This is a genomic window from Paenibacillus sp. VCA1, assembly GCF_031583795.1.
In the GTDB taxonomy this organism is placed as follows: Bacteria; Bacillota; Bacilli; order Paenibacillales; family Paenibacillaceae; genus Paenibacillus_AQ; species Paenibacillus_AQ albilobatus.
In genome coordinates, this window is the sequence record NZ_JAVLSX010000007.1 from 338,792 (window position 1) to 365,016 (window position 26,225).

Sequence of the window (26,225 nt, forward strand, 5' to 3'; positions counted from 1 at the left end):
AAAGAATCATTGCCGCGTTACCGAGCGGTTACCTCAAGTACGCTGCCGCTTCCGTCATCAATAACACGTAGATTCTGGTCGTCCATGAGTTGAATCGTACCGTCCGGCTTCAGGATTTCAAACTTCTCCGTTAACCCGTGAGCCGCGGATTTGCGAATCAGCCCTTGATTCTTGAATATCAACGTATACAGATCATAGTCTTTCGTCTTTCGATTAGTATATTCAACGGTTACAACAAGCAGATTTTTGGGAGTAAACTTGAAGTCGATAGTGAGATCATGCGTATTCACATCAATGTTCTTGATGCCTAACGGAATCGAATTCTTTTGACCCGTATAAACATTCGTAATTTCAATATCCCCAGTTGCTGCGCGTATTGTATAGTTGTATCCCATCACGCTTCCATAAAAGGTATCCTTATAGTTGCTGAGTCCCGTCACGGTTACTTTCCCCGTTTTCAAGTCTTGATTTGCCACTTCTCCGTCTAAAGCAGATGCAAGAAATTTGATCGGCACATACAGGTGGCTAATATACCATACAGGTTCTCTGCCCATGTCCACTTTTTGACCATTTACTTCGGCAATTTTGCTTCCCATGCGTACAACAACACGCTTGTTATAGCCGCTCAGAACCGCCGTGTTTTCACCTTCCATTTTCCAATTCAGACCGGCTCCGCTGCCCAGCGAAAAAAAGCTTCCGTAAGTCACTCCGTCCTTAAGCAGCGTCTGAATATGATTGATCCGGCCGTCTTTCCATTGCAATTCCAGCTCGACGTACTTGGAAGCCGCATCGGATTTCGGGGCTCCAAGAGGAAACAGCACTGACATCATAAATATAAAGGCAACGGCATATTTCCAAAGCTTTGTTTTCACAGTAAATCTCACCCACTAATTGTAAATTTTTATTACTATATTAGTAACGTCTGTATCTTAAAAAAGTTGCTATTTACATTTAGACTCTTTTACGTCGTACTTCTTCTGCATATTTTTCCTTTTTATGTAGAAACCAAAAAGTGCCTATGGAACGTTCAAGTATCTAAGGCACTTCAAAGTGCTTACTTTTCTATAACGCTCATATCTCTCATAATCATAATTACCGGCTGACTTTGACCCTTCTCTTTTATCGATGTCAATCGGTGCATCTAGTATGCCAAGCAAATTGCTATGGGGTATGATTCATTTTATAGTTGGTAATGATACTGTCAGCGTAAATTTACTTACGGAAGATCGCAGATCTGTTGCAATTTTTATTATGTTCTCAGGACCCATTCTTCCGCGCAAGTCATTTTATATTGGAGTCGGTCCGGATCCGGACAATTTTGACTCTTAGAAACACAAATTTGGGAGGGATATTCATGGATTTGCATTTAAAAGGAAAAACGGCACTGGTTACCGGGTCTACAGCAGGAATCGGAAAAGCAATCGCCATGTCGTTAGCGGCTGAAGGCGCCACTGTACTTATTAATGGACGTCGCGAAGAAAAAGTGAATCAGACGATGCAAGAAATTCAAGCAAAGTACCCTGACGCTGTCCTTCAACCCGTTGTCGCCGATCTGGGAACAGAGCAAGGATGCCGGGAGGTTATTGAGAAGTATGCTGACGTAGATATTCTTATTAACAACCTGGGAATTTTCGAGCCGAAAGAATATTTCGATATTCCTGATGAAGATTGGTTCAAGCTGTTTGAAGTCAACATCATGAGTGGTGTCAGGCTTACTCGCCGGTACCTAAAACAAATGATTCAGAAAAATGAAGGCAGAGTCATCTTTATCGCCAGCGAAGCAGCGATTATGCCATCTCTGGAAATGGCTCATTATAGCGCGACCAAAACGATGCAGCTTTCGCTCTCCCGCAGTTTAGCCGAGTTGACTAAGGGAACAAATGTGACTGTCAATACGGTTATGCCTGGTTCCACTTTAACAGAAGGCGTGGAAACGATGTTAAATAGCCTGTATCCTAATGAGAAATTGACCATCGAAGAAGCCGAAAAGCGATTTATGAAAGAGAACCGGCCGACCTCCATTATTCAAAGGCTTATTCGTCCGGAAGAAATTGCACACCTTGTCACCTTTTTAAGCAGTCCTCTCTCTTCTGCCATTAATGGCTCCGCGTTACGAATAGATGGGGGATTAGTACGTAGTGTGTTTTAATAAACAAATGTTAGCAGCTGTTCCCGTTCTTTTCCCCAATCTTTTGTAGCCCTGCTCTCAATTCGTGAAGCATATGCGGTTGCATAATGATCAATGATAACATTGATTATTATGCAACTGTTTTTTGCTTCAAACTATCATACATAAGCTTTTCCTAAAGATTTACTATTATGTACATTCCAACCGTAAATTGTTCTTTTAAGATTAGAAAGCTGGATATTAATATAAATCAATGATTTGTTTTGTTTGACGCTATACTGAAAATGCTTGTCATTCATCCTTAGCGCTTACGCAAAGCTCCCGAAGATGGCGGACGACGATCCGTTCAACGGTCTCGGGTAGGTAGAGCTCCGGGCGAAGCAATGCGAGAATCGTCAAGCCTTCAACGACCGCGGCCAGTCTAAAGGTTTCGAGTTCTATGTCTACCGATGAGTGAAGAAGCTCTGCCTTAGCAAGAAGATCGAGTACGGTTTTAGTCAGGTAGTGGAGTCCGTCCGTGAGTTCGTCTTTTTTAGCTTGCAACGACGGGCTCGTGAGGGAACGGATAGCGAATACCCACCAAACGCCAGCTGCAGTTCGTTTTTCCGTATCCATAGGGAGTAATTCTAAAAGCACTTCCAATGCAGCCTTCATCGGAATACGGCTTATCTCTAGCCCTTCTGCCTTAACGGTCAAATAATAATCCACGATAAACAGTAACAGCTCGTCCTGCGTTGAAAAATAATGCCTCAAAGCGCCAGGCGACACCCCTGCCGCAGCGGAGACGGCGCGGATCGACGCATGCTCGATCCCTTTTTCTTCAATAATCCTCCATGCCGATTCGGCGATCAGTTTTCTTTTTTGTTCGTGGTCCACAATTTTCGGCAACGGTAAACGCCCCTTGTTTTATTTTACACACTGCACTAAAATAAATAACACACTGTGTTATTTAGTTTTTTTTCAGTTATAACCCATTGCGGTTATCACGTCAATAGTAATGGAGCTTGTCGTGATCGACGGGAGGGGAATTTCGGTGAAGGACCCGTTCAAAGGATTTCGTTTGCATTCGATCTGTTATGGTTGCAAAAGAGAATTTGCTGTCTTCGAGGGCACTCAAGCCTACGACCACATAAAACGAAACCGTAAAGGAATACATTATTGCGAGGATTGCAAAAGCAGGATCGAGCTTGAAGCGCGACTGCAGCTCGGAAGACGACTGTTGACCGGAAAGGATTAGGTCCTTATCCTTGGTTTATAGCGTTGCACCCTTTAAACAAAGAAATACCCCGGCAAGCCGCTGGCTTACCGGGGTATGAACCCGAATTATTCCTCTCCCGCAGGCAAAGGAATACGAACCTCTGTAGATAGGGGAACTCCGAAATCCGGGGTTCCGTCTTCCTTCCAGCCAAACCGCTGGATCCGCATGCTTCGCGGCGTTCCGGATGAACGGTCCTGTTCGGACTCGGAGTAGGAATAGGCGTGATAAGCTATCCAATCTTCCGAGCCGTCCGGCGAAACGGTAAAGCTGTTATGTCCAGGGGCATATACCCCCTGTCCGGGATTTTTGGCGAACACGGGACCTTCATGCTTCGTCCATGCCGAGGCATCCAGCAGATCATCGGAATCCTGAATCGTGGCCATCCCCAGACAGTAGTCATCGGACCAAGTGGCGCTGGCGGAGAATATAAGAAAAATCCGCCCATTACGCCGCAAAAATACGGGACCCTCGTTAATCGCCATTCCGCCCTGCTTCTCCCATGGTTCCGTGGGGGCCGTAATCAGCACGTTCGGTCCGGTCAAGGTCCACGGATTGATCATACGCGCGGCATATATCGCTGATCCATAATCCGGGAAATGTCCATATCCGGCATAGAAGAAATACCATTGACCATGATGTTGCAGCACCGTTCCGTCGAGGCCTTGAAATTCCGTATTGACGGCCCCCTTAAAAATCCACGGATCCTGCATCGGGTCATCTCCCGAAAGTTGAAGAACGCATACTCTTCGTGTATCATCGCCGGCACCGTCGTCGGCTGTATAATAGATGTACCAGCATCCGTCGATAAAATGCAGCTCCGGCGCCCATAAACGATGCGAATACGGGCCGTTCGGCTCCGGAGTCCATATGGTTGTCGGCTCTGCATCAGCCAACCCCGTCAAAGTCCGGCTCCGCCAAAGGTCAATGCGGTCACGCAAGGTAACGCTCATATAATAAAACCCATCCGTATGCTTAATCACCCAGGGATCGGCCCCGCTGGCAAGCAGCGGGTTTTGGAAAGTTTGCGGTGACATGTTACTCCCCCTATTTGGACATGTTGATTTCACGGATGACCTCGAGCGGCACCTTCGGCTTGCGATCCTCTGTCAACAAACCGTTCATCTCTTGTTGAACATCCGTAATTTGCGTGTAGCAGTAGCCGACAATGTAGTCCGTCTCCTTAATCGCCTGATGAATGGCCCGGAACCGCGAAAGGAAAGCCTCTTCCGAGGACTCTTGCTTGCCGTAGCCCCATCCGGCTTCCGATTGGAAGGCGATGCCCCCGAATTCGCTGACGATAATCGGCTGTCCTTTGTAATGATAGCCGTCCGCGAACGCATACTTCCAATGATTAAAGGACTTGTCGTTATGAACGATTTCGTCTTTTGCGGCATAACGTTTCATAAATTCATCCCCGGATTCCACGTAATCATGCAGGGTTAAAATATCTGAAACCGTATGCTCCCAACCGTCATTGGTAATGACCGGTCTGTTCGGGTCGAAGGATTTCGTCAAATGATAGATCGATTCCGTGAATTTCTGTTGTTTTTTGTCTTTGAAAATCTGCATGATTCCCCAGGATTCATTGAACGGGACCCATGTAATAATACTCGGATGATTATACTGTTGACGAACAACCTCCATCCATTCGGAAGTGAATCTCTGGATCGCGTTATCGTTGAATTCGAAAGTAGCGGCCATCTCCGACCAAACCAAAAGTCCTTTCACGTCGCACCAGTACAGGAAACGCGAATCCTCCACTTTCATATGCTTGCGGACTCCGTTATACCCCATCTGCATGATTTTATCGATATCTTCCAGGATCGCTTCTTCCGACGGCGGCGTCAGATGACTCTCAGGCCAGTACCCCTGATCCAGCACAAGGCGCTGGTAGATCGGTACATTGTTGAGCAGTACTTTGTCCTTTTCGATGGATATTTTTCGCATTCCAAAATACGAATAAACGTGGTCGATTTTCTCTTCCCCTTGGTAAAGGACAAATTCCACATCATACAAGTTAGGGCGTTCCGGAGACCATAAATACTGCTTCCAGGGACCGTTGGCTTCATGGACCAAATCCACATCCAGTTGAAGCCATGGACGGTCGATGACAAGGCTAGCTTTTTTCATCTGCTTGCCTTTCAGACTGATGATCGTCTCCAGCCGAATTTCCTTGCCGGCCAAGCTCCCATCCACCTGATACTCGAAACGTACAGAGCGTGCGTCGACATCCGGCGTGATTTTCACCGCATCGAGATGAACGGGTTCAACGACTTCAAGCCATACGGTTTGCCATATACCTGTCGTCTGCACATAGAAACATTCAAAATTGTTCTCCACCCACCGTTGCTTGCCCCGGGGCTGCGTGGCGTCCATGGTGTCTTCCACTTTGACAGTTAGTTGATTGGTCGCGCCCACCGAGATATAGGAGGTGATATCGAAGGTGAATGCCGAATATCCGCCTTGATGACAACCTACATAAGTCCCGTTGATCCACACTTTGGCTACATAATCTACGGCCTGAAAGTGCAAAAGCACCCTTTTCCCGGCATATTCCCGGGGAACCTCAAGCGGACGGTGATACCAAACGTGGCTATGATGCTCCTCTCTTCCAATTCCGCTGGCCTTGGTTTCATACGTAAAAGGGACGTTGATCTTCAGATCGCTCTGGAAACCCTCTTGCCATTTCTCCTGCTCGCCTACATCGGCGTCATCAAACCTGAAGTTCCACGCTCCATTTAAATTAGTCCAGTTTTTTCTCACAAATTGGGGACGGGGGTAGTCCTTGATATACATTGCGGTTGCCATTAATCTCCTGCTCCTTTATTGCACTGTATTCTGTGCTTGTATTTATATAGTTATCATTTCGTCTATTTGATAGGCGTAACAGTGACCGGTGAAAATAACCAGCCCTGCGATGCCGTGCGTAATCCAACGCGCCCTGTCAAGAACGCATTCGGATCGGTCCAAGTTAACAAAGGCTTTTTCGAGTCGCCGATAAATACGCTGATAGCAGCACCTTCGAGCCTTACCCGGATGTTTACGGCCTTGTTGTTTTCAAGCTCCAGGAGCTCCGACGCCTTCTCTTCGTTCACATCGTAATTGATCCGGTTCAGCCTCACAAATCCATTATTAAAGGAAAGCTCATACCCCATAAAAGAATCGTTTACCTGATCCTTAAAATCGGATTCATTGGCTGTTCTGAATAACAAAGCAGCTTTCGAAGGCGCCTCGCCCGTGGGGGTCAATTGAAGGTTCACCTCGTAATCGCTCCAGTCCGAATCTCCGCCGAACAACTTGCCTTCCCGGGCTTCCGATTGAAGCGTTATTTGTTCGCCGCTCACATCCCAACTCCCGAATCGATCCGTGAATTCGACGGTTTGCCGGGTTGGCGCAGGGACTGTTTTATCGGCTTCGATGTACCGGATGGACACCTCCCCCTTCTCTTTCGACAGGGAAATCCATTGGGGCCCTTTGCCGAGATGGAACGAAGCCAACGGGATCTTTGACCATTCCGACTCATTCGAGAAGTCTTCTGCCTTTAACGGTATCTCTTTGCGCTTTCCTCCCGCATGAACGGTCAGCTTGCCTCCCGCGCTACCCTGTGCCACCATAGCGGAGATCAGATAAGTCCCTTCTTCCTTGACATAAACCGGAAAGGTCAACTCCGAGTCATTTTTCAGGAGGGTTACCGAGCAGCTTCCATCCGGCGCATCCCCGTCATTTACGGAAAATGTCCGGCCGTCGTCCTCGCCTCTTATGCCGTGAATGGCCTCCATCGTTCCCGGAAGGGGGTGAAGAACCTTATGATCGCTGCTGCCGCCCGCTTCGTTCGAAAAAGCCGTATAGCCCAAAGTCGGGTTCAGAGCCGTTGACCAGCGGTAACCGATCGCACCGGCGACTCCTTTCATTTGCTTATCGCTCAGCAGGAGCAGTCCATCCCAATAGACCAAAGTCCCTTCTTGATCCGATTCCGCCCGCAAGGTATGATGTTTGGTCAAATCCATTCCTTTGGGTAAATCCCCGGTTTGGACGACCCGTTCCTTTCCCTGCTCCACTTCAAATAGAGATAACGTTTTTGAATCCATATCCACCCGAATACCGCGGAAGCGGTCTGCATCTTGATAAGAAAACAGCGCCTCGAACGCACGAGAATCCGAAGCCTTCTGATCCTCCCGTTCGGAGATTACCGCATTAAACTCAGCCGTAAACTTGCTGTTGGTGCTGTCCTTGGTAATCCATGTTTCTTTGTTTTGCTGTGTTTCTTGATGTTCCCAATGATCTTCACCTGGTAACCCCGTCAAATAATCATAAAAGGCAGGCCGGGCGGGCGCTTGGACCGGCATCCCATGCGTCGGGCCGGCAACGGACATCTTATCTCCGTTAAAAAGCAGCCGATCCATGTTCATCATCCGAACCGGCGGACCTTCAGCCGACCTGCCGGCCAGATTGTGGTACACGATATAATAGGAGTCCATATCCGGCCCCATCACGGTTGAGCTGTGACCTAAGCCGTTAAAGTCATCTTTAGTCGAGATGAGGATCGGGTTGTTATCCGGTATCGTATAGATGCCATTTGGCGAGTCGTGAGCTACCGCATAATTGACGCGGTATCCGCGGCTAAACACATGGTTGCCTGTATAGGTTATAAAATAACGGCCTTGACGCTTGATGATCATCGACCCTTCGGTCCAATGCCCTAACGACGTATTCAGCTTGTCTTCGGGGCCCATCGTGTAAGGATCCTCCATAAGGCTTGCCATAATTCCACCCGGTGCAGCGTGCGTAAAATACCATTTTGCATCGTCATCAATAAACACGGATCCGTCGATGCTTAATCCCAAATTATCGGTTTCCACCTTGAACGGCCCCGTCGGACTGTCGCTTCTCAGCACATAATGCCCCTTGCCGCCGGGAGAAGTGTACATATAAAAGGATCCGTTCCAGTAAACGACCTCCGGCGCGTAGGCTCCCTCCGTCAGGGGATCTTCCGTTACCAGCCCCTCATATTTCCAATGGATAAGATCCTCTGAGCTCCACGCCTTGATTCCGACCCGCCAATCTTTCGTGCTGCAATACAAGTAATACTTCCCGTTGAATCTCAGTACATAGGGATCGCCTATGCCGTAGTCCTCCCACTCCTGATCCAGTTTCATCGGATTTTGGTAGGTTTGTTTCATTGCAATCTCTCCCCCGGATGTCTGCTCGTTCCCGTTGTTATTTTTTAAAACAAAGACCGTTGCCGCCACCGCAGCGACGGCCGTTGCCAGCGAAACCCCGATCAGCCCCCATACTTTGCCGTTTTGCTTCATGGGTTAGCCTTTGATGCCCGTAATGGCAAGAGATTCAATAAAGTACCGTTGCGCAAAGAAAAAGACGATAACGACCGGCAAAAGCGCTATGATCGAAGCGGCCATCAGCGACGGATAATTGGAGGTGGAGATATAATTGGATTGCATGCTTGCAATCAACACCTGAATGGTTTGCCGTTCCGGTGTGTGCAGATAAATAAGCGGTCCTAAGAAGTCGTTCCAAATTCCCATGAAGCCAAGCGCGGCCTGGGCTGCGATCGCGGGCTTCACGATGGGAAGCGCCACGGTCGTAAACGTACGGAAATACCCGCAACCGTCGATTTTTGCCGCATCAATGAGGTCGTTCGGAATGGAACCCTGCATAAATTGACGGAAGAAAAAGATCGTTACGATATTTCCGAACATGCCCGGAACAATTAACGGCAGCAGCGTATCAACCCATCCGAGTTCCGAGAACCCGATATATTGGGGAATCATGACGACAGAATAAGGGATCATCATCGTTCCCAACAGGGCAAGGAAAATGCCTTCTTTGAATGGAAAGTCAAACTTGGAAAACGAGTATGCCGCCATGGCCGCAACAAATAAACCGACGGACAATACGGACACGACGACGATAGCGCTATTCATAAAACCGTACAGCAGAGGCGCTTTGGACCATACATCCTCGTAATTCAGCCAGGTAATCGGATTCGGAATCCACTGAGGCGGAATATCAAAAACATGCTTTTGGTTCTTTAAGGACGTGGAAATCGTCCATGCCAGCGGGCCAAGCATAATAAATGAACCTGCGATCAGCACGATATAGACGATCAAATTGATCAAACGGCGTTGCTTTACCATACTTTTCAATCCTCCTATTCCTGCGTGAGCTTAATCCTGGTAGACCCAGCGCTTGGAGATGCGGAACTGGAAAAGGGTCAGGATAAAAATCAAAATCCCCAGAACCCATGCCACTGCACTTGCGTATCCCATATTGAAATACTTGAAGGCCTCCTGGAAAATGTAATATACAATCGTCGCCCCGCTGTACTCCGGTCCGCCGTCGGCCGCCAGAATGTACATTTGGCTAAAGGATTGGAAAGTACCGATAACCCCCATCACAACCACATAAAAATGAATCGGCGACAACAGCGGAAGGGTGATATGCTTAAATTGGTGCCAACGTGAAGCTCCATCCACCTGAGCCGCTTCGTAATAACTGGACGATATCCCCTGTAAACCGGCCAGATAGAGAACCATGTTTCCGCCGACTCCGCCCCAAAGTCCCATGATAATAAACGACGGTTTTACCCAGTTGGGATCGCCAAGCCAGTTAGGTCCTTGAATTCCGAAAACGTCCCAAATAAATTCATTGATAATCCCGTAGTCGTAATTGAGGAGCCATTGCCAGAGCAATGAAATTGCAATGATCGGTGAAATGACCGGAATGTAGTAAATGGTGCGAAAAATCGAGATCCCTTTTAGCTGCCGGTTCATCAGGATGGCCAGCACCAGGGAAATGATCATGCCAAGCGGAACCCCAAGAAGCAGGAAAACCGTGTTAAAAAGAGACTTGTAAAACTTCTCGTCCGCGAACATATACCGGAAATTTTCCACGCCCGTGAATTTGGCGGGCGTGAACATATCCCATGACATGAAGCTTAATCCGAACGAAGTGACCAGCGGCGTCAAGCTGAAAATCAGGAAGCCCAATATTGGCGGGGCAATAAACAGCAGAGACCATATGATTTCTTTACGCCGATATCCCGGGGTTTTGTTCTTCATTCACATTTTCCTCCCTATACTGCAAACGGAAAAAGCGAAAACGCCGCAAACCGAGCTCTCGTCGTTTTCGCTCCTCCGCCACAGCATTAGCAGTCCTTTACTTGTTGTTCTCGTCGTACAGCTTTTGCAGCTTAGGCTGCTCTGCTTTTACAAACTCCGCCGCCTTTTTTTGACCGGTCCATACCTGACTCGCATCCTGCCAGAACGTGTCCAGCCATTTGGTGTTCTTCGAGGATACTTCAATCGGCGGCCGGCCGTAATCTTCAATAATGTCGATGAATACCTGGCGTGATTTCGGCGCCTTATCCATGGCCATGAATTCGCCCTTCGCCATATCGATCAAGTTCGGTACGGCCTGCCCCAGAACATAGTTTTCTTTTTGGGAATCTCTGTCGAGACTCAGGTAAGAGGCAAGCGCGAATGAATCTTCCGGATATTTGGTGTTTTTCGAAACCACGAATCCAAGGGAGCCGAGCCACGTCGCCGTTTTTCCTGTGTTAGGGCTTGCCGGCCATGCCGCGATATCCCATTGGAACGGCAAATCCCAGAAACCCGGCTGGTCCCATGGCCCCATTGGGAACATCGCCACTTTGCCGGCAACGAAGCGGGTATAACCATTCTGCGCCTTCTCGTCATCCGGAGACGGGCTGACCTTGTGGACTAGACTCAAATCGGCCACGAACTGCATCGCTTCGGCAAACTCCGGCGTATCAATCGTAATTTTGCCCGTGGACGGATCAACCCAATCCCCGCCATTCGCCCATACCGCCGATTCAAGCGAATAGGCGGCCACGCCAAAGGTATCGATTTTTCCGCGTGCATTGGTCGTAGTCAATTTTTTGGCATCGGCGATCATCTGATCCCAAGTGTATTCGCCGGCTTTTGCGCTCGGATATGGCAATCCGGCCTTGTCGAACAGATCCTTGTTGTAGGCAAGCGCCCATGGACCCACGTCTTTCGGCAACCCGTACAAATCTCCGGCGCCCACAGTCGTACCGTCATACCGATAACGGTCAAGCCCTTGTTTCCAAACGTTATTCGTGTCCACCAACTCGCTGGATTTCAGATAGGATTCCAGGTTCAGCAGCACTCCGCTGGAGACAAGCTTGTTGAAGTGAGCTCCGCCGGCATAAAATACGTCCGGAGTTTTCTTGGCTGCAATCAAGGTATCGAGCTTCTGATAATATTCCGCAGGAGGAACGACGGTGTATTTCACCTTCTTATTCGGATATTTCTTCATATAAGATGCAATCAGTTTCTCAAAAACGGCTTTCTCGGAATCTCCGCCCCACCCCATAAATTCGATTTCAGATTTTGCATCTTTGTCAGGAGTGGCATCTGTTGCTTCTGTTTTATTTTGCGTTTTAGAATCTGCCGAGTTGTCTTCACTTTTGTTGTTGCCGGAGTTACAACCGGAGAGCACCAACACGAAGCTGAGTACCAAAGTTAACGAAAGACTAAACCATTTCCTTTTCCGAAACATAAACCCTCTTCCCCCTTTGATAAAATCGTCATAAACAAAATAATTGAAGAACATGTTGCATCTAAAAAGCTTACAGCGATATAGAATGAACTAAAGAAATGAAGGTTATAGGGCCACATCGGGTCCTTTTAACAGGAAGTTCAATTCAAACTTTAGTTCAATCTATATAAATTGTTTTATTTCAATTATTTCATTTATTAACAAGATAATAAGTAGAAAAACATGAATTGTCAACGCTTTCTTTCAATAATATTGGATTATTAAGCAAAAAAAGACCAGATTGCTTTGTTGTCACAAAACATCTGGAACTTAATAGGTATCGCTTTAGTTATACTCCATTCTCATTATAATTCCTTGCTCATAATCGCCGAACCCTCTGCCGAACAAGTTTATTCCGCCCTGGTGCTTCGCATCCGGTTTAATTCCGATCCTGAGCGTAATATACGGCTTTTCACCCAACCGGAGATCATGAAGCGAAATATCGGAGCATTTCTCCTTGTCGATCATACTCTTCGTCAGGTCAATCGACCAGATCTTCAGCAAACCGTGTTGCGTGCTGTTGTCATACCACCACGACGGGTTCAGCCTGCCTCGATGGTCGCCAAAATCCCCCGGCGATATCCACGAGCCAACCTCAACCTCGTTCACCCATACTGTAATTTCCGAAGGCCAATCATTATTATAGTTCGGAGCTTCCGAGCAAAGTTCCAGGGAGAATTCGAGCGTATGGATTTGCGCTCCCGCAGGCAGCTTTTTTGGGAAACGATATTCAATCCAACCTTTCCGAAACCAGATGATTTCAGCCGTCCTGCTCTCCGGAAGATAGAAATTGACGGGCTCATCCTCTTGAAATACCATGCCTGACGTGTTTGCCATGCCGCAAGTCGGCACAATGTCAAAGTTGCTGAAGTGTCCGATCGGCATTTCCATCTCTACGACTTTGGTTGTATTCGGATCGTAAGCACCCGGATTCAAAATGAGACGAACGTCGTCAAAATTCCGGCTGCACACTTTCATAGCCCCTCGAGTTGCCGGTTGAAGTTCTGTTACAATCAATTCGGCCTCTTCCAGTACTTTGACATTGTTGGCGGCAGTGGAAACGGGGATATCCAGCTTTTCGGCAATTTCAAGAATATTGAGATTGGGTTTGTCCAACAGCAATTTGATGATATTGACCCTTGTATGCGTGCCGAGTGCATGCGCTACCTTAACCAATCGTTCGGAATCATTTATGGAAACTTCAAGCAACGGGATGTCACCTTCCTGTGAATTGATTTATTTACAATATTATAAACAATAAATCACGTATATGTACAGAAATATTGTATTAAAACAATAAAAACATAATGACGCTTCAATTTACATCAATCCTCTAATCATAAACAGTAAATCGTATCCTAAAAAATTGAACTTCGACTCCTGCCCCCGTGATAAATGCTCAAAAAGCCGCATCGAGGCGGCTTTTTCCATGCAGTAAACCATTAATCGGGCAGAATAATGTTATGTTTTGAAAACAACTTCAGCAGGTCGTTCCATGTCATTAGGATGTCCCCGTTTTTGTAAGGCAGCTTTATGTCTTGCAATTCCGCGGGTTTGAGCTGTTCTTCGCGGCCATCTTCCTTGTAATACGTTATATCCCCGCTAAACTCTAACATGCCTAAGGCGGTGCCGTTCACGATCGACCCGGTAAATTTGACCTCTTTAAATTTGTAAAAAAGATCGTCTTTGTAACTCCATCTCCAGGTGGCGTACACGTTTGTCCCCAAGCTTGGCTCAGCATACTCTTTCACCCATATGCTTTTGTTTACTTTACCGTCGCCTTCAAACCCGCCGTCACCGCCCGGACGCTTGTTTGTGCCATCCATGTTTTCCGAGGATGTGAGAACGTTTTGCTTGTAGGTATAAAACTTCAATTCGCTTTGATCCTCTTGCCCGTTGGCAATAACCATCATGTCGGCATATTTTTTCGCATCCTTATTTACGGCAAACCAAAGATTTTCTATAGACTCCGCCGGTATCATAAAGACGCCGTTGATTTTTTTCATCGGGTTTTGCCCGTCGAGCGGAATCTCTTCGGACCCTAAAACCGGATTTTTCGGATTATTATGGATAAAGGAATCGACTTCGCCGCTTCTGAATGTATTCGTTTCGATTCCGTTTGTCGTCGTCACCCTGCCGTCGGCATTTTCTTGATAACTTATTCCAAATGCAGCGCATACTTCTTCAATCGGAAAATAGACGATTCCGTTCTGAACAACCGGCTTTGTTTTAAAAGCAATGGGTTTGTCATCCAGCTTTAATACGGGGATCATTGTATTTTGATTTTGAGTTTTTCCTGTTTCAATTGCGACCTTTTCATTTCCGAACGGAATGTCCGGCAGCTTGCTCGTGTCCGAACTTGTTGCCGGTCTTGCGTGCATTTCACCTGATCCGTGATCCGACAAGTTTTTGATAAACTGAACCGCCTCGGCACGCGTCAGCGTCTTGGAACCGTTAAAGCTGGTGATGGTCGGCTGACCGCCCTCGCCTTTGGCTAGCCCCTTGCCGTACATAAACCGGATGGCATCATCGCCTTCATAATTCATACCTTCCGCCGAGGCGATCAGCTCCGCCACACGGAGACGCGTAATCGGCTGGTTTTGTGCTTTGATGTCTGAAGAGCTTACGGGATAATTCAAGGATTCGGCAAGCATGTAATAAGGCTCTGCCCATCTGGGAGAACCGTTCTGGGCATCCGGTCTGTAGCTATGTATGAGCATGGACAAAAACTCGGCCTGCGTTACCGATTGATTCGGTTTGAACGTGCCGTCTTCATAGCCGCGTACGATGTTTTTGCTGAGCGCCCAAGCAACGCTGTCTGCCGACCAATGCGATTTCATGTCCGCAAAAGGGACCTTGGCCGTAAGACGATCCGCATGCAGCTCTGGCGCAAATAAACCGCCCATCCCTAAGGTTATCGCAGTCTGTACGGTTAACATCACTTTCAAAGATTTCTTCATTCGTTCATCCCTCTCTGCTACTCTTGATCGTTGTCGATCAACAAAAGAAAACCACCTTGTATAAGGAGGTTTGCTTAGGAGACATATGTAATGCAGGCTGGCAATCGGTATTCCATGAACGAAATCGACGACCCATGCCTTTGCGTCCCGGCTTTTCAACCGGTTTGCCCCAAAAGTCTGTATTCATTTGTTGATGAATCCATTTCATAATGGGTTATTAAACAAAAGCGGCATTATGAAAATGATTGGATATAAACAGTATATTCGATGTATTTTCAAAAGGAAATAATAAAACTTCTACCTTGAAGCAGCAGACCCAAAGGCTCAAAATGGGTTTACATGCTAAGTTGGCTGTATCATACTATTGTCCGCAATACCTTTACTCATAGCAATAATTGCATGAAGCACAAAAAGCTTAATGGAACAGTTGAAATTTTCTTACGCTGCCCCATTGAGTTTTTGTCATTTTCCTCAAAATTCCTGCTTGATGAGTTCCGGTTTTATATTGAGGACGACCCCCATCAAACCGGACACATCGATTCTTAGTTTAGACACACCGCCTCCCGCAGGATTTTAAGATGATGAGTTAAAGTGGATTTTGGCATTAAATCTTTAAAAACTGCACAGTTCTGCTCGCCGAATCATGTTGCGTTCTCATCAGCGCCCTATCCGCCTTTTGCCGCCTGCAGCTTGCTACGGATCCATGCTACCAGGAAGAGGAGCAGCCCGAACACAAGCAACGAGAAATCGAACCATATGTGACTCGTCGACAAATAACGTTCAAACTCGACGTCACTGGAAAGGCCCCATAAGCTCGCGATCAATGACAAAAGTCCAAGCGGCAAGGCGAGCGCCCGGTAATCCTTGAGTCCGCTCCATTCGGCAATGGCTGTCACGGCTGCGTAATGATAAGTGGACAATTCGATAAACGTGCCTGGCAGCCATACAGCTAACAGCAAGGCATCGATATGCTGAAAAAATTCACCGAGTCCGATATATCGGACGACTTCGATAAACGGATAGTTCAATGTACCGGCATACTCGCCAAAAAGAAAAACGGATACAAGCCCGGACGCTGCAAGTGTGAGCATTTCTCCAAACCAGGCAGCCATTACGAATAACGCTGCCCTTCGCTTACTCGACAATAACGGAAAAAACAATCCCAACAAAAGATACCCGGAGAACCAGGTGAATGGAACGATGGCTCCCTTAAGCGAAGGTACCGGACCTTTTCCCATGATCGGGAAAGCATTCGATACGGCCCATTCAGGGATCGTGAGAACGCTCAGTATTACGAACACAACGATGGTAACCGGAAGAAACAATTGCGCCAACCGGCCAAGCACCTCTACACCCCCTCTAACCGCATATGCTACAAGAAACATAATACCTCCCGAGATGACGAGGGGCGGGGTATTCTCCAAAAAGACGGAGGAAATGAAATCACTGTAAATTCGTAAAATAACGCTTGTCAGATAAGCGGCGTAAAATATGATGACAAATCCCGCCGCTTTTCCCAGTATTTTTCCAAAAATCCGCTTGCTGTACCCGATAATTGTTTCTTCCGGAAACATGCGGTTGAGCCGCAGCATGGCCAGCACGAAGAATATTCCGGCCAGATGCGACCAAATGGGCGACAACCATAAATCCCGACCCGCCGCCTCCCCAGCAATTTTGGGAATCAGCAGCAGACCGTCGTAGGCCATCAGGGAATATAGTAGAAGCGCCAATTGTCCTGAAGATATTTTCCCTTTTTCCACCATCTGCAAACACCTCATCAACTTAATAAGCCGGAAAATGGTCTGTAGAGCCACTCAATCAATCGGATTGGGCCTGGCATTTCCGGAAATAACACGACTAGCAGAGCGGATATCCAGCTAAAGACAGCGATGGCCACGAGTGTCCCGCGTTCACGGACGCTGCTTTTGTCCAGACGAGCCCACTCGAAACTTACGATAAGAGCTACGACTAGCGATATCCCCGCAACCTTCAGCCAAATCATGGTTTTGTAAGCTCCTTTTGCTGCTGTCCAAGGGGGGTGCTGTTCATACCGATGCGGCGTAAGTTCACGCCGGCCTCCACCCGGACTTCCATCCCAGGGTAGTAACTCTTCCAATGCGGCTCAAGCTTGCTCCATCCGCGGGGATTTTCGCGGTTGATCGCTTCCCCGAAAGCAAAAATATCAGCGTGCATGCGCTGAGCATCATGAACGGACTGTTTCACCATCTCCCGAATACGTTTTGCCACCGCCGCTTCTAGTAAGCGGGCATTTGCTGGATCGGCCATATTCAGACGTGATGTATTTTGGATCATACTCAGTTCCGAATCAACACGGATCATCATTTGCCACTCCCCTTTCTTCCGGGATGGAATCAAACGCGAATTGGAAGCGATGGTTATGAACGTCACCCGGGAGGGAGACCCGATCCCGAGGTCTACGGTTTGGACATCGTTTTTCAATTGATTCATCACCCACTTTGCAGCGAAAAACGAATTCCCCGTCATCGTTCCGACCATACGTCCCCGGTTAAAGACCGCATACCCCTTGATGTACGGCTCCCCACCTCCATCCCCTCCTTTTTGCGGGACATCAATGAAGGGCAGGATCGCTGCGTTGTCATTGGTGCTTAAACGCTGAACAAGCCGACTTATCGTCAACGGCTTATGAAAAACGCGCGCGGCTTCACCCTTCAGAAAGTCCGCTTTCGTCTGCTCCAACAAAAAAGGCGATTCGAAAAATTCCCGGACTTTTCCGTGAGTGACAAAGGGCATAACCCGCAGGCGGATTTCATTGTCCCGCACCAGGTAATCCAGTTGTTCTCGGAACCCGTCCCTTGCAAGCGATTCCCCGACAACCAGCACTTGAAGCTGCCCCCAATAAATCGTGCGCGGCAGCTTGAATTGCAGCCGCCCCTGCGCATCTGCCACCGTATCGCCGACGGCGTAGCGTATTATCGTTTTTCCGTCCCCTTTCTTTTGGTCCCCGCTTGGAGGCTTCCCGCTTTGCTTCTGTTCCGGCGCGACGATCTCCAAGATCAGTTCAATGTCTCCGTCCTCCGTCCGATCAAAACCCGCGCTCATAACGATGGCCAAGCTGTTCACTTCGTCGCTGTCCCAGCAGCCTGTCAAAGTCAGGATGGCCGCTCCCGCCACTAAAGGCAGCAGCCGCTTGCCCAGTTGAACCATGACAGCTATCGGTTTACTTTTTCGCATATCGTTTCAATGTTCGCCCCCTTTCCCCGGATTCGGCCGCTGTCCCGGTACGAGGCGCCGGCGGTTGCTTTTTGCCGAATATCTCGGGCGCATGATCATTTTCCACCAAGGGGTTCGAACTACCGAATCCTTCATATCGCTCGCCACAAACGGCGCGATCGGGGACATGTATGGCACGCCGAAAGAGCGCAGCGTGCATAAATGAACCGCTATGGCAATCAGCCCATACATGACGCCAAGAATCCCGAGCAGCCCTCCGGCCAAAACAAGCAAGAGACGCAGCAGGCGAACCGAGAACTCCAGCGAATAATGCGGGGCCGTAAATCCGGCGATGCCCGTAAAGGCGATGATGATCACGATCGGTGCCGATACGAGACCGGCGGATACCGCCGCCTCGCCTACAACGAGCGCGCCGACAATTGTTACCGCAGAACCAATTTGCCGCGGAAGACGAAGCCCCGCTTCCCGCAACACCTCAAATGCAAGCTGCATTATTAACACTTCCACGATGGTTGGAAACGGGATCTCCTCCCGCGAGGAAGCAATGCTCATCAGGAGTTTGTTCGGAATCATCTCTTGATGGAAAGTCAGAAGCGCAACGTACACCGACGGAAGCGTTAGGGAAATAAACAGTGAAAAGTAGCGAAGAATCCGCAGCAAACTGGAATATAACGAGCGATTGTAATAGTCGTCCACCGCCTGCAGCAGCGTTACGAACGTTACGGGAACGATCAGCACGTCAGGCGTACCGTCGACTAGGATGACGATGCGGCCTTCGATCAATCCGGCCGCGGCGATATCAACCCGTTCCGTAAACTGATGTTGAGGGAACGGCGAGTAGGGATCATCCTCCATAAATTCTTCAATATATCCGGTTTCCAAAAGGCTGTCCATATCAATACGTTTCAGGCGGTTTTCCACCTCCTGAATTAGATCCGGCTTTGCAATGCCCTCCATATAAGCGATATAAATCTCGGTTTCCGTATATCGGCCAAGCCGGAACGATTTTAATTTCAGCTTGACGCTTTGGACCTTTCGCCGCAGGAGCGACAAATTGGTCGAAATCGATTCGGTAAACCCTTCACGCGGCCCCCGCAACGACGTCTCGGTCTGCGGTTCTTCCACCGAGCGTTTATCCCATTTGGCGATCTTCAGCAGCAGTCCCCGGTTGCAATCCTCCAGCAGCAGCAAAGGATAACCTTTAATCAACTGTCTCACGCATTCATGGGCATCAGTGTGCTCCTCAATCGATCCGACGGGCAAAATCCTGTTTTTTAGCGTTGAAAAATCTAGGGGTTCCGAATCGGTCATCATCATAAGCGGCTTCAGAACGTTGTTGTCGATCTCCAGTCTGTCCGACATGTCTGGAATGTAAACGAGTTGTGCCTCAAGCTCCTTGCCTACTCGGAAGGAGCGAAACACTACATCGTCGGCCTCGCCCAAAATGTTTTTCAGCGATTCGACGTTCCGCTCAAGCGATGGAACTAGCGCCGTATGGGATGAAGAATTTGCATCGGTTGTTTTTGAGAATGAAGACCGTTTATTCATAACGGATCACCTAGCCTATTCTGTGAAGTCCATTTCTCATGATTGACATCTGTTTTCTCTTCCTGTTATTTTTACCAAAAATAACATTTTCATTTCTTTATTCGCTCATCGGGCAATTTCATTTTCCATTAAATAGCGTGCATTTTGCACATAATTGCGTTATGTTATTTTATTTGCAAAATGCACATTATTTTAAATGAAAGAAGGGGATTGTCGATGAAGGCAGTAATTGTAAAGGAAAAGGGTTCAATCCCCGTATTTGGTCATTTGGATTCGCCGGTCGCAAAAAGCGGGCAAGTTTTGATTAACGTTTCGGCAGCAGCCTTAAGTCGATTTAGTAAATACCGCTCAATGAGTATGCATTACTCATCAGAATTTAACTTCCCGATCGTAGCCGGTGCTGACGGTGTTGGTACTTTGGAGGAGGGGTCTCGCGTATACTTTGCGCTGCCTGTTCACCATATGGTAGTTTAGCTGAACAAACAATGGTAAATGAAAAGTTGATTGTTCGTTTACCCGATGGTATCGATGATGTAACAGCCGCTGCGATCGCCAATCCAGCCATGTCTTCATGGCTGCATTAATGTTTCGGTCCCGTTTCAAATCGGGCCATACTGTTTTGATCAACGGCGCCACCGGAGCATCCGGCAGCTTGGCAGTTCAGATTGCCAGACACTTGGGAGCAGAGAAGATCATTGTGACTGGACGCAACGAATCGAAGTTGCAGGCACTTGAAGCTGATAAAGCCATTGCATTTGAATAGCAGCTGCGGGGAAGATAACAATCTCCACATAGGAGTTTGCTCTAGAAGATTTCGAAGCTGCTTGGCATGCGCCAGTGACGCCCCGTCCCGTAGTAAAGGTGAGATAATACATGGAAAATGAAAGTTTAAAGCGCTAATTGATTTAGTTTCTATTATCAATCGGCCGGATCGCGATAAGAAAATAATTGCCAAGGCCGGCGTTCATTTGGAAGCCGCAGCCTTTCGTGTTTTGGTTGGTATCGGGCATCTCCAGACGACCAGTGTTGGTGATTTGGCCGCTATGTTAGGGAAAAATTACTCGAGCGTTAGTCGACAAATTGACAAGTTAGAAAAAGCCGGATTGGTTCATACCTATCCATCAAGTGAAGATTCTCGGATTCGTTTGTCAGAATTGACAATATACGGGGAGGAACTCATTTCAATGATTAACCATACCCGTCAGCGTATCATGCGTGAAGCATTGGAGGATTGGACACCGGAGGAAAAAACAAATGTCTGATTCGTTGAACAAGTTCGACTGACTGCGGAATAAGAAGAAAAAAGGACAGCCCCGGTAAGCCGGAACTGTCCTAAAACTGCGCATCGTCATTTCTGCGCAGTTTCATGTTTTTTTATAAAACGGGTATTATGAAATTCTCTTAAGGGTTTAAAACTTGCATCAAACGATAAAGCATCCGATCATCTTGACGGTCAAAAACCTTCCGCGCGATTATTTTGCTATAGACGAAGAAGCTGCTTTCATTCTCAATTTGGCAAGGGTCTCCCCATGAAATCCCTTCGCAATGAGCCAGACTGCCAAGCTCATCTCGTAAACGCCTACAGGCAGCGCCATCAGTCCTTTTACCGCCGAATAGGGTCCGATGATCCCGAACATTTGCAGCAAACCTGCTATAAAAACCATTACCGCCGTTACCATTCCGAAGATCGCGAGCGGTTTAGGCACATAGCCCGTTCGATAAAGCAAATAACTATACAAACTTGTATTGACGCCCAACATGAGATTTGGACCCAACATCGCCGTCCAGCGGTAAATCGCTTGCAGCAGCAGCCCCATTGGCTCAACATTGGTTTTACTGGCGAAGTCAGCCGTATCATTATACGAACTTAGTTGTAACAAACCCAATATACTTACGAGACCAATCGCAATAAAAACGGCTTCCATAAATCGAAAACAAAGGTACCCTAATGCAAGATGCTCATTCCAATGCCGAACGTAGGGAAACAGCATCACTGCTGTACCAACAGCCGTCACCACAAGCAAAAGGTCATTGCATACGCCGATTAAGATCTTCGTTTCCGATCCGTTTGCCACGGCCGTCTGCCATGATTCAGACAAAACCGGCCCATACAAAACAACCGCTATAATGGATGTCACTGCAGCAAGGATATAAAAAATTCCCAGTATTATGGCATTTCTTCGGTCCTGCTTCATCTTTTTTTCCTCCTAAGGATCATAATGTTATTGCTGATGGACGTATTGAACACTTAGAATAATAATGACCTGCAAACACTTGGTATCCGGAGGTATTATGGACCATAACCAAATCGTCGAACGTGCCTTGATCCATATCGAGGACCATTTACAGCAGCCCTTAACCGTGGAATCCGTCGCCAATGCCTTTAACATGTCCAAATACTATTTTCATCGGCTGTTCTCCGCTATGGTGGGCTGTTCGTTAAACCAATACATCCTTTCCAGAAGATTGAACGCATCCTTAGCCTTAATTCAAATCCAAAACAGTTCTCTAACCGATATTGCTTATCATCTGGGCTTCGGGACGCAAGCCTCCTTCACTCGTGCTTTCAAACGACAATACGGAGTTGCTCCAAGCACTTTAAAAACAGGAATGGCAGCCATTTCTCCGGTCCCCATACCTACAGTCGTGAATAGACCTGTAAAAAACATTAACGGCGATATCGTCACGGATTTCACCCTGACCGACTTCAAAGAAACCCGAATCAGCGGGATCGCATTTGAAGTGGATTTAGCCCATGATGATTATAAGGAGAAGATCCGTGCACATTCGGAAATGCTGCTGAGTCAGATTGATGAGACCATACATGGCCCCTGTTATGTCATCTATTCAAACTGTCAGCCGGATTCACCTCGGTTTAAGGTTCTATTCGGAATCCCAAGCAGCATTGAAATTGATAAACCTTATTATTTCACGGTTGATGTGCCACGGATTTTTTGTGCCAGATTCAACTATTCCGGCGATCTGCTTGACATTGGGGATGTACTGAAAAGCGACTATGCCAGATTTTTGAAGATTTCCAGGCAAGAAACGGCAGAAACGGATATTGAACTCATTCAAGCTTTTGATGACGTCCACCAACTGGATTCGACCTACCATATCTATGCACCAATCAAGAAACTTCCTACCGATTCCGATGTGTAAGATCGCGGCCCGCCTTTCATTTTTGTCTGCTCCTTTCTGTTTCCGAATTTGATCATTACTTTCTTGCTAATAAAATAACATAACGGGTTTCGTCGGACTTTCCACATCTTGCTGTAATTCGGAACAAAAAAATGCACCTCTCCCGAGATGCATTCCGTGATAAATGCTCAAAAAAGCCGCAAATATGCGGCTTTTATAAATGATGTCCTTGCTATATAATTTCCTTGATTTTTGTCAGATCCCCGCTGCATAACGTTTCAAGATGATTAAAAATTTTACGGACAGGCCAATCCCACCATTGAATCGTAAGAAGAACATCGATAAGTTCGTCATCAAATCTTTTCTTAATGATTTTGCATGGATTCCCGCCTGCAATATGGTAAGGAGGAACATCCTTTACAACGACGGAATTGGCTGCAATAATGGCGCCATCGCCAATATGCACGCCGGGCATCACGGTAACATTTTGACCGATCCATACATCATTTCCAACTACGGTGTCCCCTTTAAGCGGTAAATCCGCCAATGTCGGAGTTGCTTTCTCCCAACCATGGCCCATAATGTTAAATGGATAGGTCGTGACGCTGCACATTCTATGGTTTGCACCGTTCATTACAAACTCAATACCCTTTGCAATTGCACAAAATTTTCCGATAATCAGCTTGTCCCCAATAAATTCATAGTGATGCGTGACATGCTCTTCAAACTTTTCGGCACCGTTTATGTCGTCATAATATGTATAGTCACCGACAATAATATTGGGGCGCGTTATAACGTTTTTAATATAGCATATACTTTTCATTGCCTCGTTCGGGTAGATTGCATTAGGATCAGGTCCATATTCCATCTAAAATCCCTCCTTCATGTTATATAACATATGTCGGACAATTGACGTGTCAAAAAGTATGCCTTGTCCGAATCCGATTCATCTCATGACTGAAGTCACGAGTGTTCTCGGCTAATCCATAAAAAGATTTCGATTATTTTATTATAGCTTGATTCTGTATCCAAAATAGGCTTTTTTTTGCTTTCCACCCTTCCCTTTGGGTATTCCTCAGAGTTCATTCCGAGATTTTTTGGAGCCGCCGTAATACTCCCCAACTAGAACAGGTCCGCACCATGACGGCATAGGGGACCTGTTCACGCTGTATTCCTTTAGAAACAGGTATACCATAAAATAATGGATGAAGGAAATCTTCCAAACGAATACGTCGGAAATACGAAACCCTGTGTAAAACCAAATGGGTTGGTAGAAGTGACATACATAAGGAAAACGTTAAAGGTACGAGTAACAATGAGCGTCCATCGGTTCTGACAGCCTGCAGCTAATGTGGTGACGCCTTGGGTCGGATACTGGGATACAAAGCTTTGCACTTGAGCCGGGGACTGCGCTAGCTGCTGAAACGCACCTAGCAATTGAGGCGGTGGCGGCGTAACGCCTGGAGGCAATCCCGCTCCCGGTACTCCTCCCGGCGCCGGAATTCCAGGCATGGGCACGCCACCTGGCACCGGAATTCCAGGCGTGGGGATACCTGGCGGAAAAGGCAAAAACGGACCGAGTGCTCTATGAGTATTCATGGATCTCTTCCTCCCTGATTAGGATCAATAAATATTGTTACGCTACAGTATGCTTAGGCGAATGCACATGTTCATCGAACCCATAAATAATGAGCGGGTAACCGATTATCAGATTGATAAGCACGGGCCGGATAATCCGAAATTATGAACCATATCCCGAAATTTCGATACTTACATATATGGCTGACTGGGTTTATAATCCCTTTGTAACCGCATTCATTTTATTTCAGACAACCAAATACCTCCGCCGGAACAAAGGGGTGATGCCATAACAAACCCAATTGCGAAGCTGATTTTATCCCCATTTTAAAGGAGGAAAATTTGAACATGCGAAAGGGAATGCCTTACCTGTTGATCCTGTCGTTGCTGCTGACCTTTTGTACCTTCTTCGGAACGAAAGCCCAAGCTGCGGACTATACGCGGGGAGTCGAATTATCCGGAAGCGTAGCCACCGTATGGTTCAAATCCGCCGTCAACACTAGTTGGGTCGATGTACATTATCAAGTGAACGGCGGCGTTCAGCAAAATTTCAGAATGGCTTACAACGCCGGCAAATCCCGATATGAACAGGCCATCTCCAACATTGCCGCAGGCTCCGTGATTACGTATTCATTCACTTACAATAACGGCAACACGGCCTACGACACCGAAGTCTTTACATACACCGCGGGTTCCACTCCACCTCCCTCTTCTTCCGGCTCTATTTATGACATTCTTCCATCCACGATTCCTTTGCCGCCAAACGGCGCCGTCTCGGTGAAGCTCATGAACGGGACCAATGGCGCATACACCGACCAGCAAATATACTGGGGCGTTATCGGCATTAATCCCGCCAACAATCAGTGGAGCTATTTGGACCTCAACGGCAATCTTCTCCCCATCTCGAGCGCCTTGAATGATGCGCCGGGTCATCTAACCAAAAACGGCAATAATTACGCCAATATTTACCATAAGATCAGCGACGCTTCCTGGGTCACCTTGCCAAAAATCACGGCAGGCCGGATGTTCCTTAGCGTCGGCACTCCGCTGTATATCAAAACCTATAACGATGGATTCGCCGGCCCCGATCTGAACAATCCGACCGACCCAAACCGCGACATCTATTTCGATTTCGTCGAATTCACGATCGACGCGGCTGGATATCACGGCAATACGACACGCGTCGATGCATTCGGTTTCCCAATCCAGCATCGACTGGTCAACAAATCCGGATCCTTCGATAAAACCACGGGTGAGCTTGAATCCGAAACCCGAAGCGGCCTCTTCGCCAAATTCCAAGCCGAAGTTCCTGCCGCATTCAAATCGCTGGCCACGATTCAAGCGCCTTATCGCATCGTCGCGCCAAGTCACGGTTCTTTCGCCCAGGGTGGCGCAAATGCCAACTATTTCGGCGGGTACGCTCCATACAGTACGCAGGATATTTTCCGGTGCGACGGCGCTTTAACGGATGCGGCCACTTGTGCAGCCATTAATCGTCATGTATATACGACTAACGACTGGAATAACGTATCGAATTACTATCAAGCCGCGCCGGCCAATTATTACGCAAAATTTTGGCATGATCACAGTATAAACCGCTTGGCCTACGGGTTTCCTTATGACGATGTCAACGGCCAATCCTCTTATCTTGAAGTAAGCGATCCGAAAGGCCTGATTGTTCGCATAGGCTGGTAAATCTTCTGACGCGGAGCACGGAAGATTCTCCACCCCTTCTGTATTTTTCAACGTTCGCCAAATGCTTTCTTATAAAAGAACCTTCCAGTCAAATGGGAGGTTC

At 47.5% G+C, this 26,225-nt stretch carries 20 protein-coding genes and 1 riboswitch; of the genes, 5 read left to right on the plus strand and 15 right to left on the minus strand.

All coding sequences use genetic code 11. The features are described 5' to 3' along the window. Window positions 1-17: 17 nt before the first annotated feature. Window positions 18-872, minus strand: a complete 855-nt coding sequence (locus tag RJP21_RS18210) for a stalk domain-containing protein (RefSeq protein WP_310860541.1) — start codon at window positions 870-872, stop codon at window positions 18-20. Window positions 873-1,354: 482 nt separating this feature from the next. Between RJP21_RS18210 and RJP21_RS18215 the strand changes: the two genes are divergently transcribed. Further along, window positions 1,355-2,149 (plus strand): SDR family NAD(P)-dependent oxidoreductase, encoded by a 795-nt coding sequence (locus tag RJP21_RS18215; protein WP_310860542.1) that lies wholly within the window; start codon window positions 1,355-1,357, stop codon window positions 2,147-2,149. 270 nt (window positions 2,150-2,419) lie between these two features. On the opposite strand, the gene RJP21_RS18220 is transcribed toward RJP21_RS18215, so the two are convergent. From RJP21_RS18220 to RJP21_RS18275, 12 genes are all read right to left on the minus strand, one after another. Beyond that, the gene (locus RJP21_RS18220) at window positions 2,420-3,016 is read right to left on the minus strand and encodes a TetR/AcrR family transcriptional regulator (RefSeq protein ID WP_310860543.1); all 597 of its coding nucleotides are present in this window, start codon (window positions 3,014-3,016) and stop codon (window positions 2,420-2,422) included. 435 nt (window positions 3,017-3,451) lie between these two features. Further along, entirely contained in the window at window positions 3,452-4,420 is a 969-nt protein-coding gene (locus RJP21_RS18225) for a glycoside hydrolase family 43 protein (protein ID WP_310860544.1), read from the minus strand. Window positions 4,421-4,430: 10 nt separating this feature from the next. Next, window positions 4,431-6,194, minus strand: coding sequence for a glycoside hydrolase family 2 protein (locus tag RJP21_RS18230; RefSeq protein WP_310860545.1), 1,764 nt, complete (start codon window positions 6,192-6,194; stop codon window positions 4,431-4,433). Between the two features lie 62 nt (window positions 6,195-6,256). Continuing rightward, entirely contained in the window at window positions 6,257-8,698 is a 2,442-nt protein-coding gene (locus tag RJP21_RS18235; protein WP_310860546.1) for a family 43 glycosylhydrolase, read from the minus strand. 3 nt (window positions 8,699-8,701) lie between these two features. Beyond that, window positions 8,702-9,541: a carbohydrate ABC transporter permease gene (locus RJP21_RS18240; RefSeq protein ID WP_310860547.1), complete on the minus strand. Its 840-nt coding sequence runs from the start codon at window positions 9,539-9,541 to the stop codon at window positions 8,702-8,704. 30 nt (window positions 9,542-9,571) lie between these two features. Continuing rightward, a complete protein-coding gene (locus RJP21_RS18245; protein WP_160041656.1) occupies window positions 9,572-10,465 on the minus strand; it encodes a carbohydrate ABC transporter permease in 894 nt (297 codons plus the stop codon). A 97-nt stretch (window positions 10,466-10,562) separates the two neighbouring features. Then, window positions 10,563-11,948 (minus strand): ABC transporter substrate-binding protein, encoded by a 1,386-nt coding sequence (locus RJP21_RS18250; RefSeq protein WP_310860548.1) that lies wholly within the window; start codon window positions 11,946-11,948, stop codon window positions 10,563-10,565. 324 nt (window positions 11,949-12,272) lie between these two features. Further along, the gene (locus RJP21_RS18255) at window positions 12,273-13,196 is read right to left on the minus strand and encodes an ArsR/SmtB family transcription factor (protein WP_310860549.1); all 924 of its coding nucleotides are present in this window, start codon (window positions 13,194-13,196) and stop codon (window positions 12,273-12,275) included. 233 nt (window positions 13,197-13,429) lie between these two features. Continuing rightward, a complete protein-coding gene (locus tag RJP21_RS18260) occupies window positions 13,430-14,947 on the minus strand; it encodes an S-layer homology domain-containing protein (RefSeq protein ID WP_310860550.1) in 1,518 nt (505 codons plus the stop codon). A gap of 88 nt (window positions 14,948-15,035) precedes the next feature. Further along, window positions 15,036-15,126: riboswitch (cyclic di-GMP riboswitch) on the minus strand. Between the two features lie 486 nt (window positions 15,127-15,612). Beyond that, complete coding sequence (locus tag RJP21_RS18265) at window positions 15,613-16,710, minus strand: GerAB/ArcD/ProY family transporter (protein WP_310860551.1); 1,098 nt, start codon at window positions 16,708-16,710, stop codon at window positions 15,613-15,615. 235 nt (window positions 16,711-16,945) lie between these two features. Then, window positions 16,946-18,160 carry a Ger(x)C family spore germination protein gene (locus RJP21_RS18270; RefSeq protein WP_310860552.1) on the minus strand — a complete coding sequence of 405 codons (1,215 nt, stop codon included), beginning with the start codon at window positions 18,158-18,160 and terminating at the stop codon, window positions 16,946-16,948. A 6-nt stretch (window positions 18,161-18,166) separates the two neighbouring features. Beyond that, window positions 18,167-19,708, minus strand: coding sequence for a spore germination protein (locus RJP21_RS18275; protein WP_310860553.1), 1,542 nt, complete (start codon window positions 19,706-19,708; stop codon window positions 18,167-18,169). Between the two features lie 216 nt (window positions 19,709-19,924). Here RJP21_RS18275 and RJP21_RS18280 point away from each other — a divergent pair, with 216 nt between their 5' ends. Further along, complete coding sequence (locus RJP21_RS18280; protein ID WP_310860554.1) at window positions 19,925-20,182, plus strand: MDR/zinc-dependent alcohol dehydrogenase-like family protein; 258 nt, start codon at window positions 19,925-19,927, stop codon at window positions 20,180-20,182. 494 nt (window positions 20,183-20,676) lie between these two features. After that, window positions 20,677-20,970: a MarR family winged helix-turn-helix transcriptional regulator gene (locus tag RJP21_RS18285; protein WP_310860555.1), complete on the plus strand. Its 294-nt coding sequence runs from the start codon at window positions 20,677-20,679 to the stop codon at window positions 20,968-20,970. Between the two features lie 210 nt (window positions 20,971-21,180). Here RJP21_RS18285 and RJP21_RS18290 read toward each other — a convergent pair whose 3' ends face one another. Next, on the minus strand, window positions 21,181-21,903 hold the full coding sequence (locus RJP21_RS18290; protein ID WP_310860556.1) for a DUF4386 domain-containing protein: 723 nt from the start codon (window positions 21,901-21,903) through the stop codon (window positions 21,181-21,183). Window positions 21,904-22,000: 97 nt separating this feature from the next. Between RJP21_RS18290 and RJP21_RS18295 the strand changes: the two genes are divergently transcribed. Continuing rightward, window positions 22,001-22,870, plus strand: coding sequence for a helix-turn-helix transcriptional regulator (locus tag RJP21_RS18295; protein WP_310860557.1), 870 nt, complete (start codon window positions 22,001-22,003; stop codon window positions 22,868-22,870). Window positions 22,871-23,081: 211 nt separating this feature from the next. Here RJP21_RS18295 and RJP21_RS18300 read toward each other — a convergent pair whose 3' ends face one another. Further along, window positions 23,082-23,717: a Vat family streptogramin A O-acetyltransferase gene (locus RJP21_RS18300; protein ID WP_310860558.1), complete on the minus strand. Its 636-nt coding sequence runs from the start codon at window positions 23,715-23,717 to the stop codon at window positions 23,082-23,084. Between the two features lie 1,058 nt (window positions 23,718-24,775). On the opposite strand from RJP21_RS18300, the gene RJP21_RS18305 reads away from it, so the two are divergent. Then, window positions 24,776-26,122, plus strand: a complete 1,347-nt coding sequence (locus tag RJP21_RS18305; RefSeq protein ID WP_310860559.1) for a glycoside hydrolase family 64 protein — start codon at window positions 24,776-24,778, stop codon at window positions 26,120-26,122. Window positions 26,123-26,225: the final 103 nt, after the last annotated feature.

Excerpts from the sequence above, each read along its gene's own strand:
- RJP21_RS18290 (WP_310860556.1), bottom strand. The coding sequence starts at position 21,903 with ATGAAGCAGGACCGAAGAAATGCCATAATACTGGGAATTTTTTATATC.
- RJP21_RS18245 (WP_160041656.1), bottom strand. The coding sequence starts at position 10,465 with ATGAAGAACAAAACCCCGGGATATCGGCGTAAAGAAATCATATGGTCT.
- RJP21_RS18305 (WP_310860559.1), top strand. The coding sequence starts at position 24,776 with ATGCGAAAGGGAATGCCTTACCTGTTGATCCTGTCGTTGCTGCTGACC.
- RJP21_RS18215 (WP_310860542.1), top strand. The coding sequence starts at position 1,355 with ATGGATTTGCATTTAAAAGGAAAAACGGCACTGGTTACCGGGTCTACA.
- RJP21_RS18250 (WP_310860548.1), bottom strand. The coding sequence starts at position 11,948 with ATGTTTCGGAAAAGGAAATGGTTTAGTCTTTCGTTAACTTTGGTACTC.
- RJP21_RS18295 (WP_310860557.1), top strand. The coding sequence starts at position 22,001 with ATGGACCATAACCAAATCGTCGAACGTGCCTTGATCCATATCGAGGAC.
- RJP21_RS18275 (WP_310860553.1), bottom strand. The coding sequence starts at position 19,708 with ATGAATAAACGGTCTTCATTCTCAAAAACAACCGATGCAAATTCTTCA.
- RJP21_RS18280 (WP_310860554.1), top strand. The coding sequence starts at position 19,925 with ATGAAGGCAGTAATTGTAAAGGAAAAGGGTTCAATCCCCGTATTTGGT.
- RJP21_RS18235 (WP_310860546.1), bottom strand. The coding sequence starts at position 8,698 with ATGAAGCAAAACGGCAAAGTATGGGGGCTGATCGGGGTTTCGCTGGCA.
- RJP21_RS18265 (WP_310860551.1), bottom strand. The coding sequence starts at position 16,710 with ATGGTGGAAAAAGGGAAAATATCTTCAGGACAATTGGCGCTTCTACTA.
- RJP21_RS18270 (WP_310860552.1), bottom strand. The coding sequence starts at position 18,160 with ATGCGAAAAAGTAAACCGATAGCTGTCATGGTTCAACTGGGCAAGCGG.
- RJP21_RS18260 (WP_310860550.1), bottom strand. The coding sequence starts at position 14,947 with ATGAAGAAATCTTTGAAAGTGATGTTAACCGTACAGACTGCGATAACC.
- RJP21_RS18240 (WP_310860547.1), bottom strand. The coding sequence starts at position 9,541 with ATGGTAAAGCAACGCCGTTTGATCAATTTGATCGTCTATATCGTGCTG.
- RJP21_RS18225 (WP_310860544.1), bottom strand. The coding sequence starts at position 4,420 with ATGTCACCGCAAACTTTCCAAAACCCGCTGCTTGCCAGCGGGGCCGAT.
- RJP21_RS18230 (WP_310860545.1), bottom strand. The coding sequence starts at position 6,194 with ATGGCAACCGCAATGTATATCAAGGACTACCCCCGTCCCCAATTTGTG.
- RJP21_RS18300 (WP_310860558.1), bottom strand. The coding sequence starts at position 23,717 with ATGGAATATGGACCTGATCCTAATGCAATCTACCCGAACGAGGCAATG.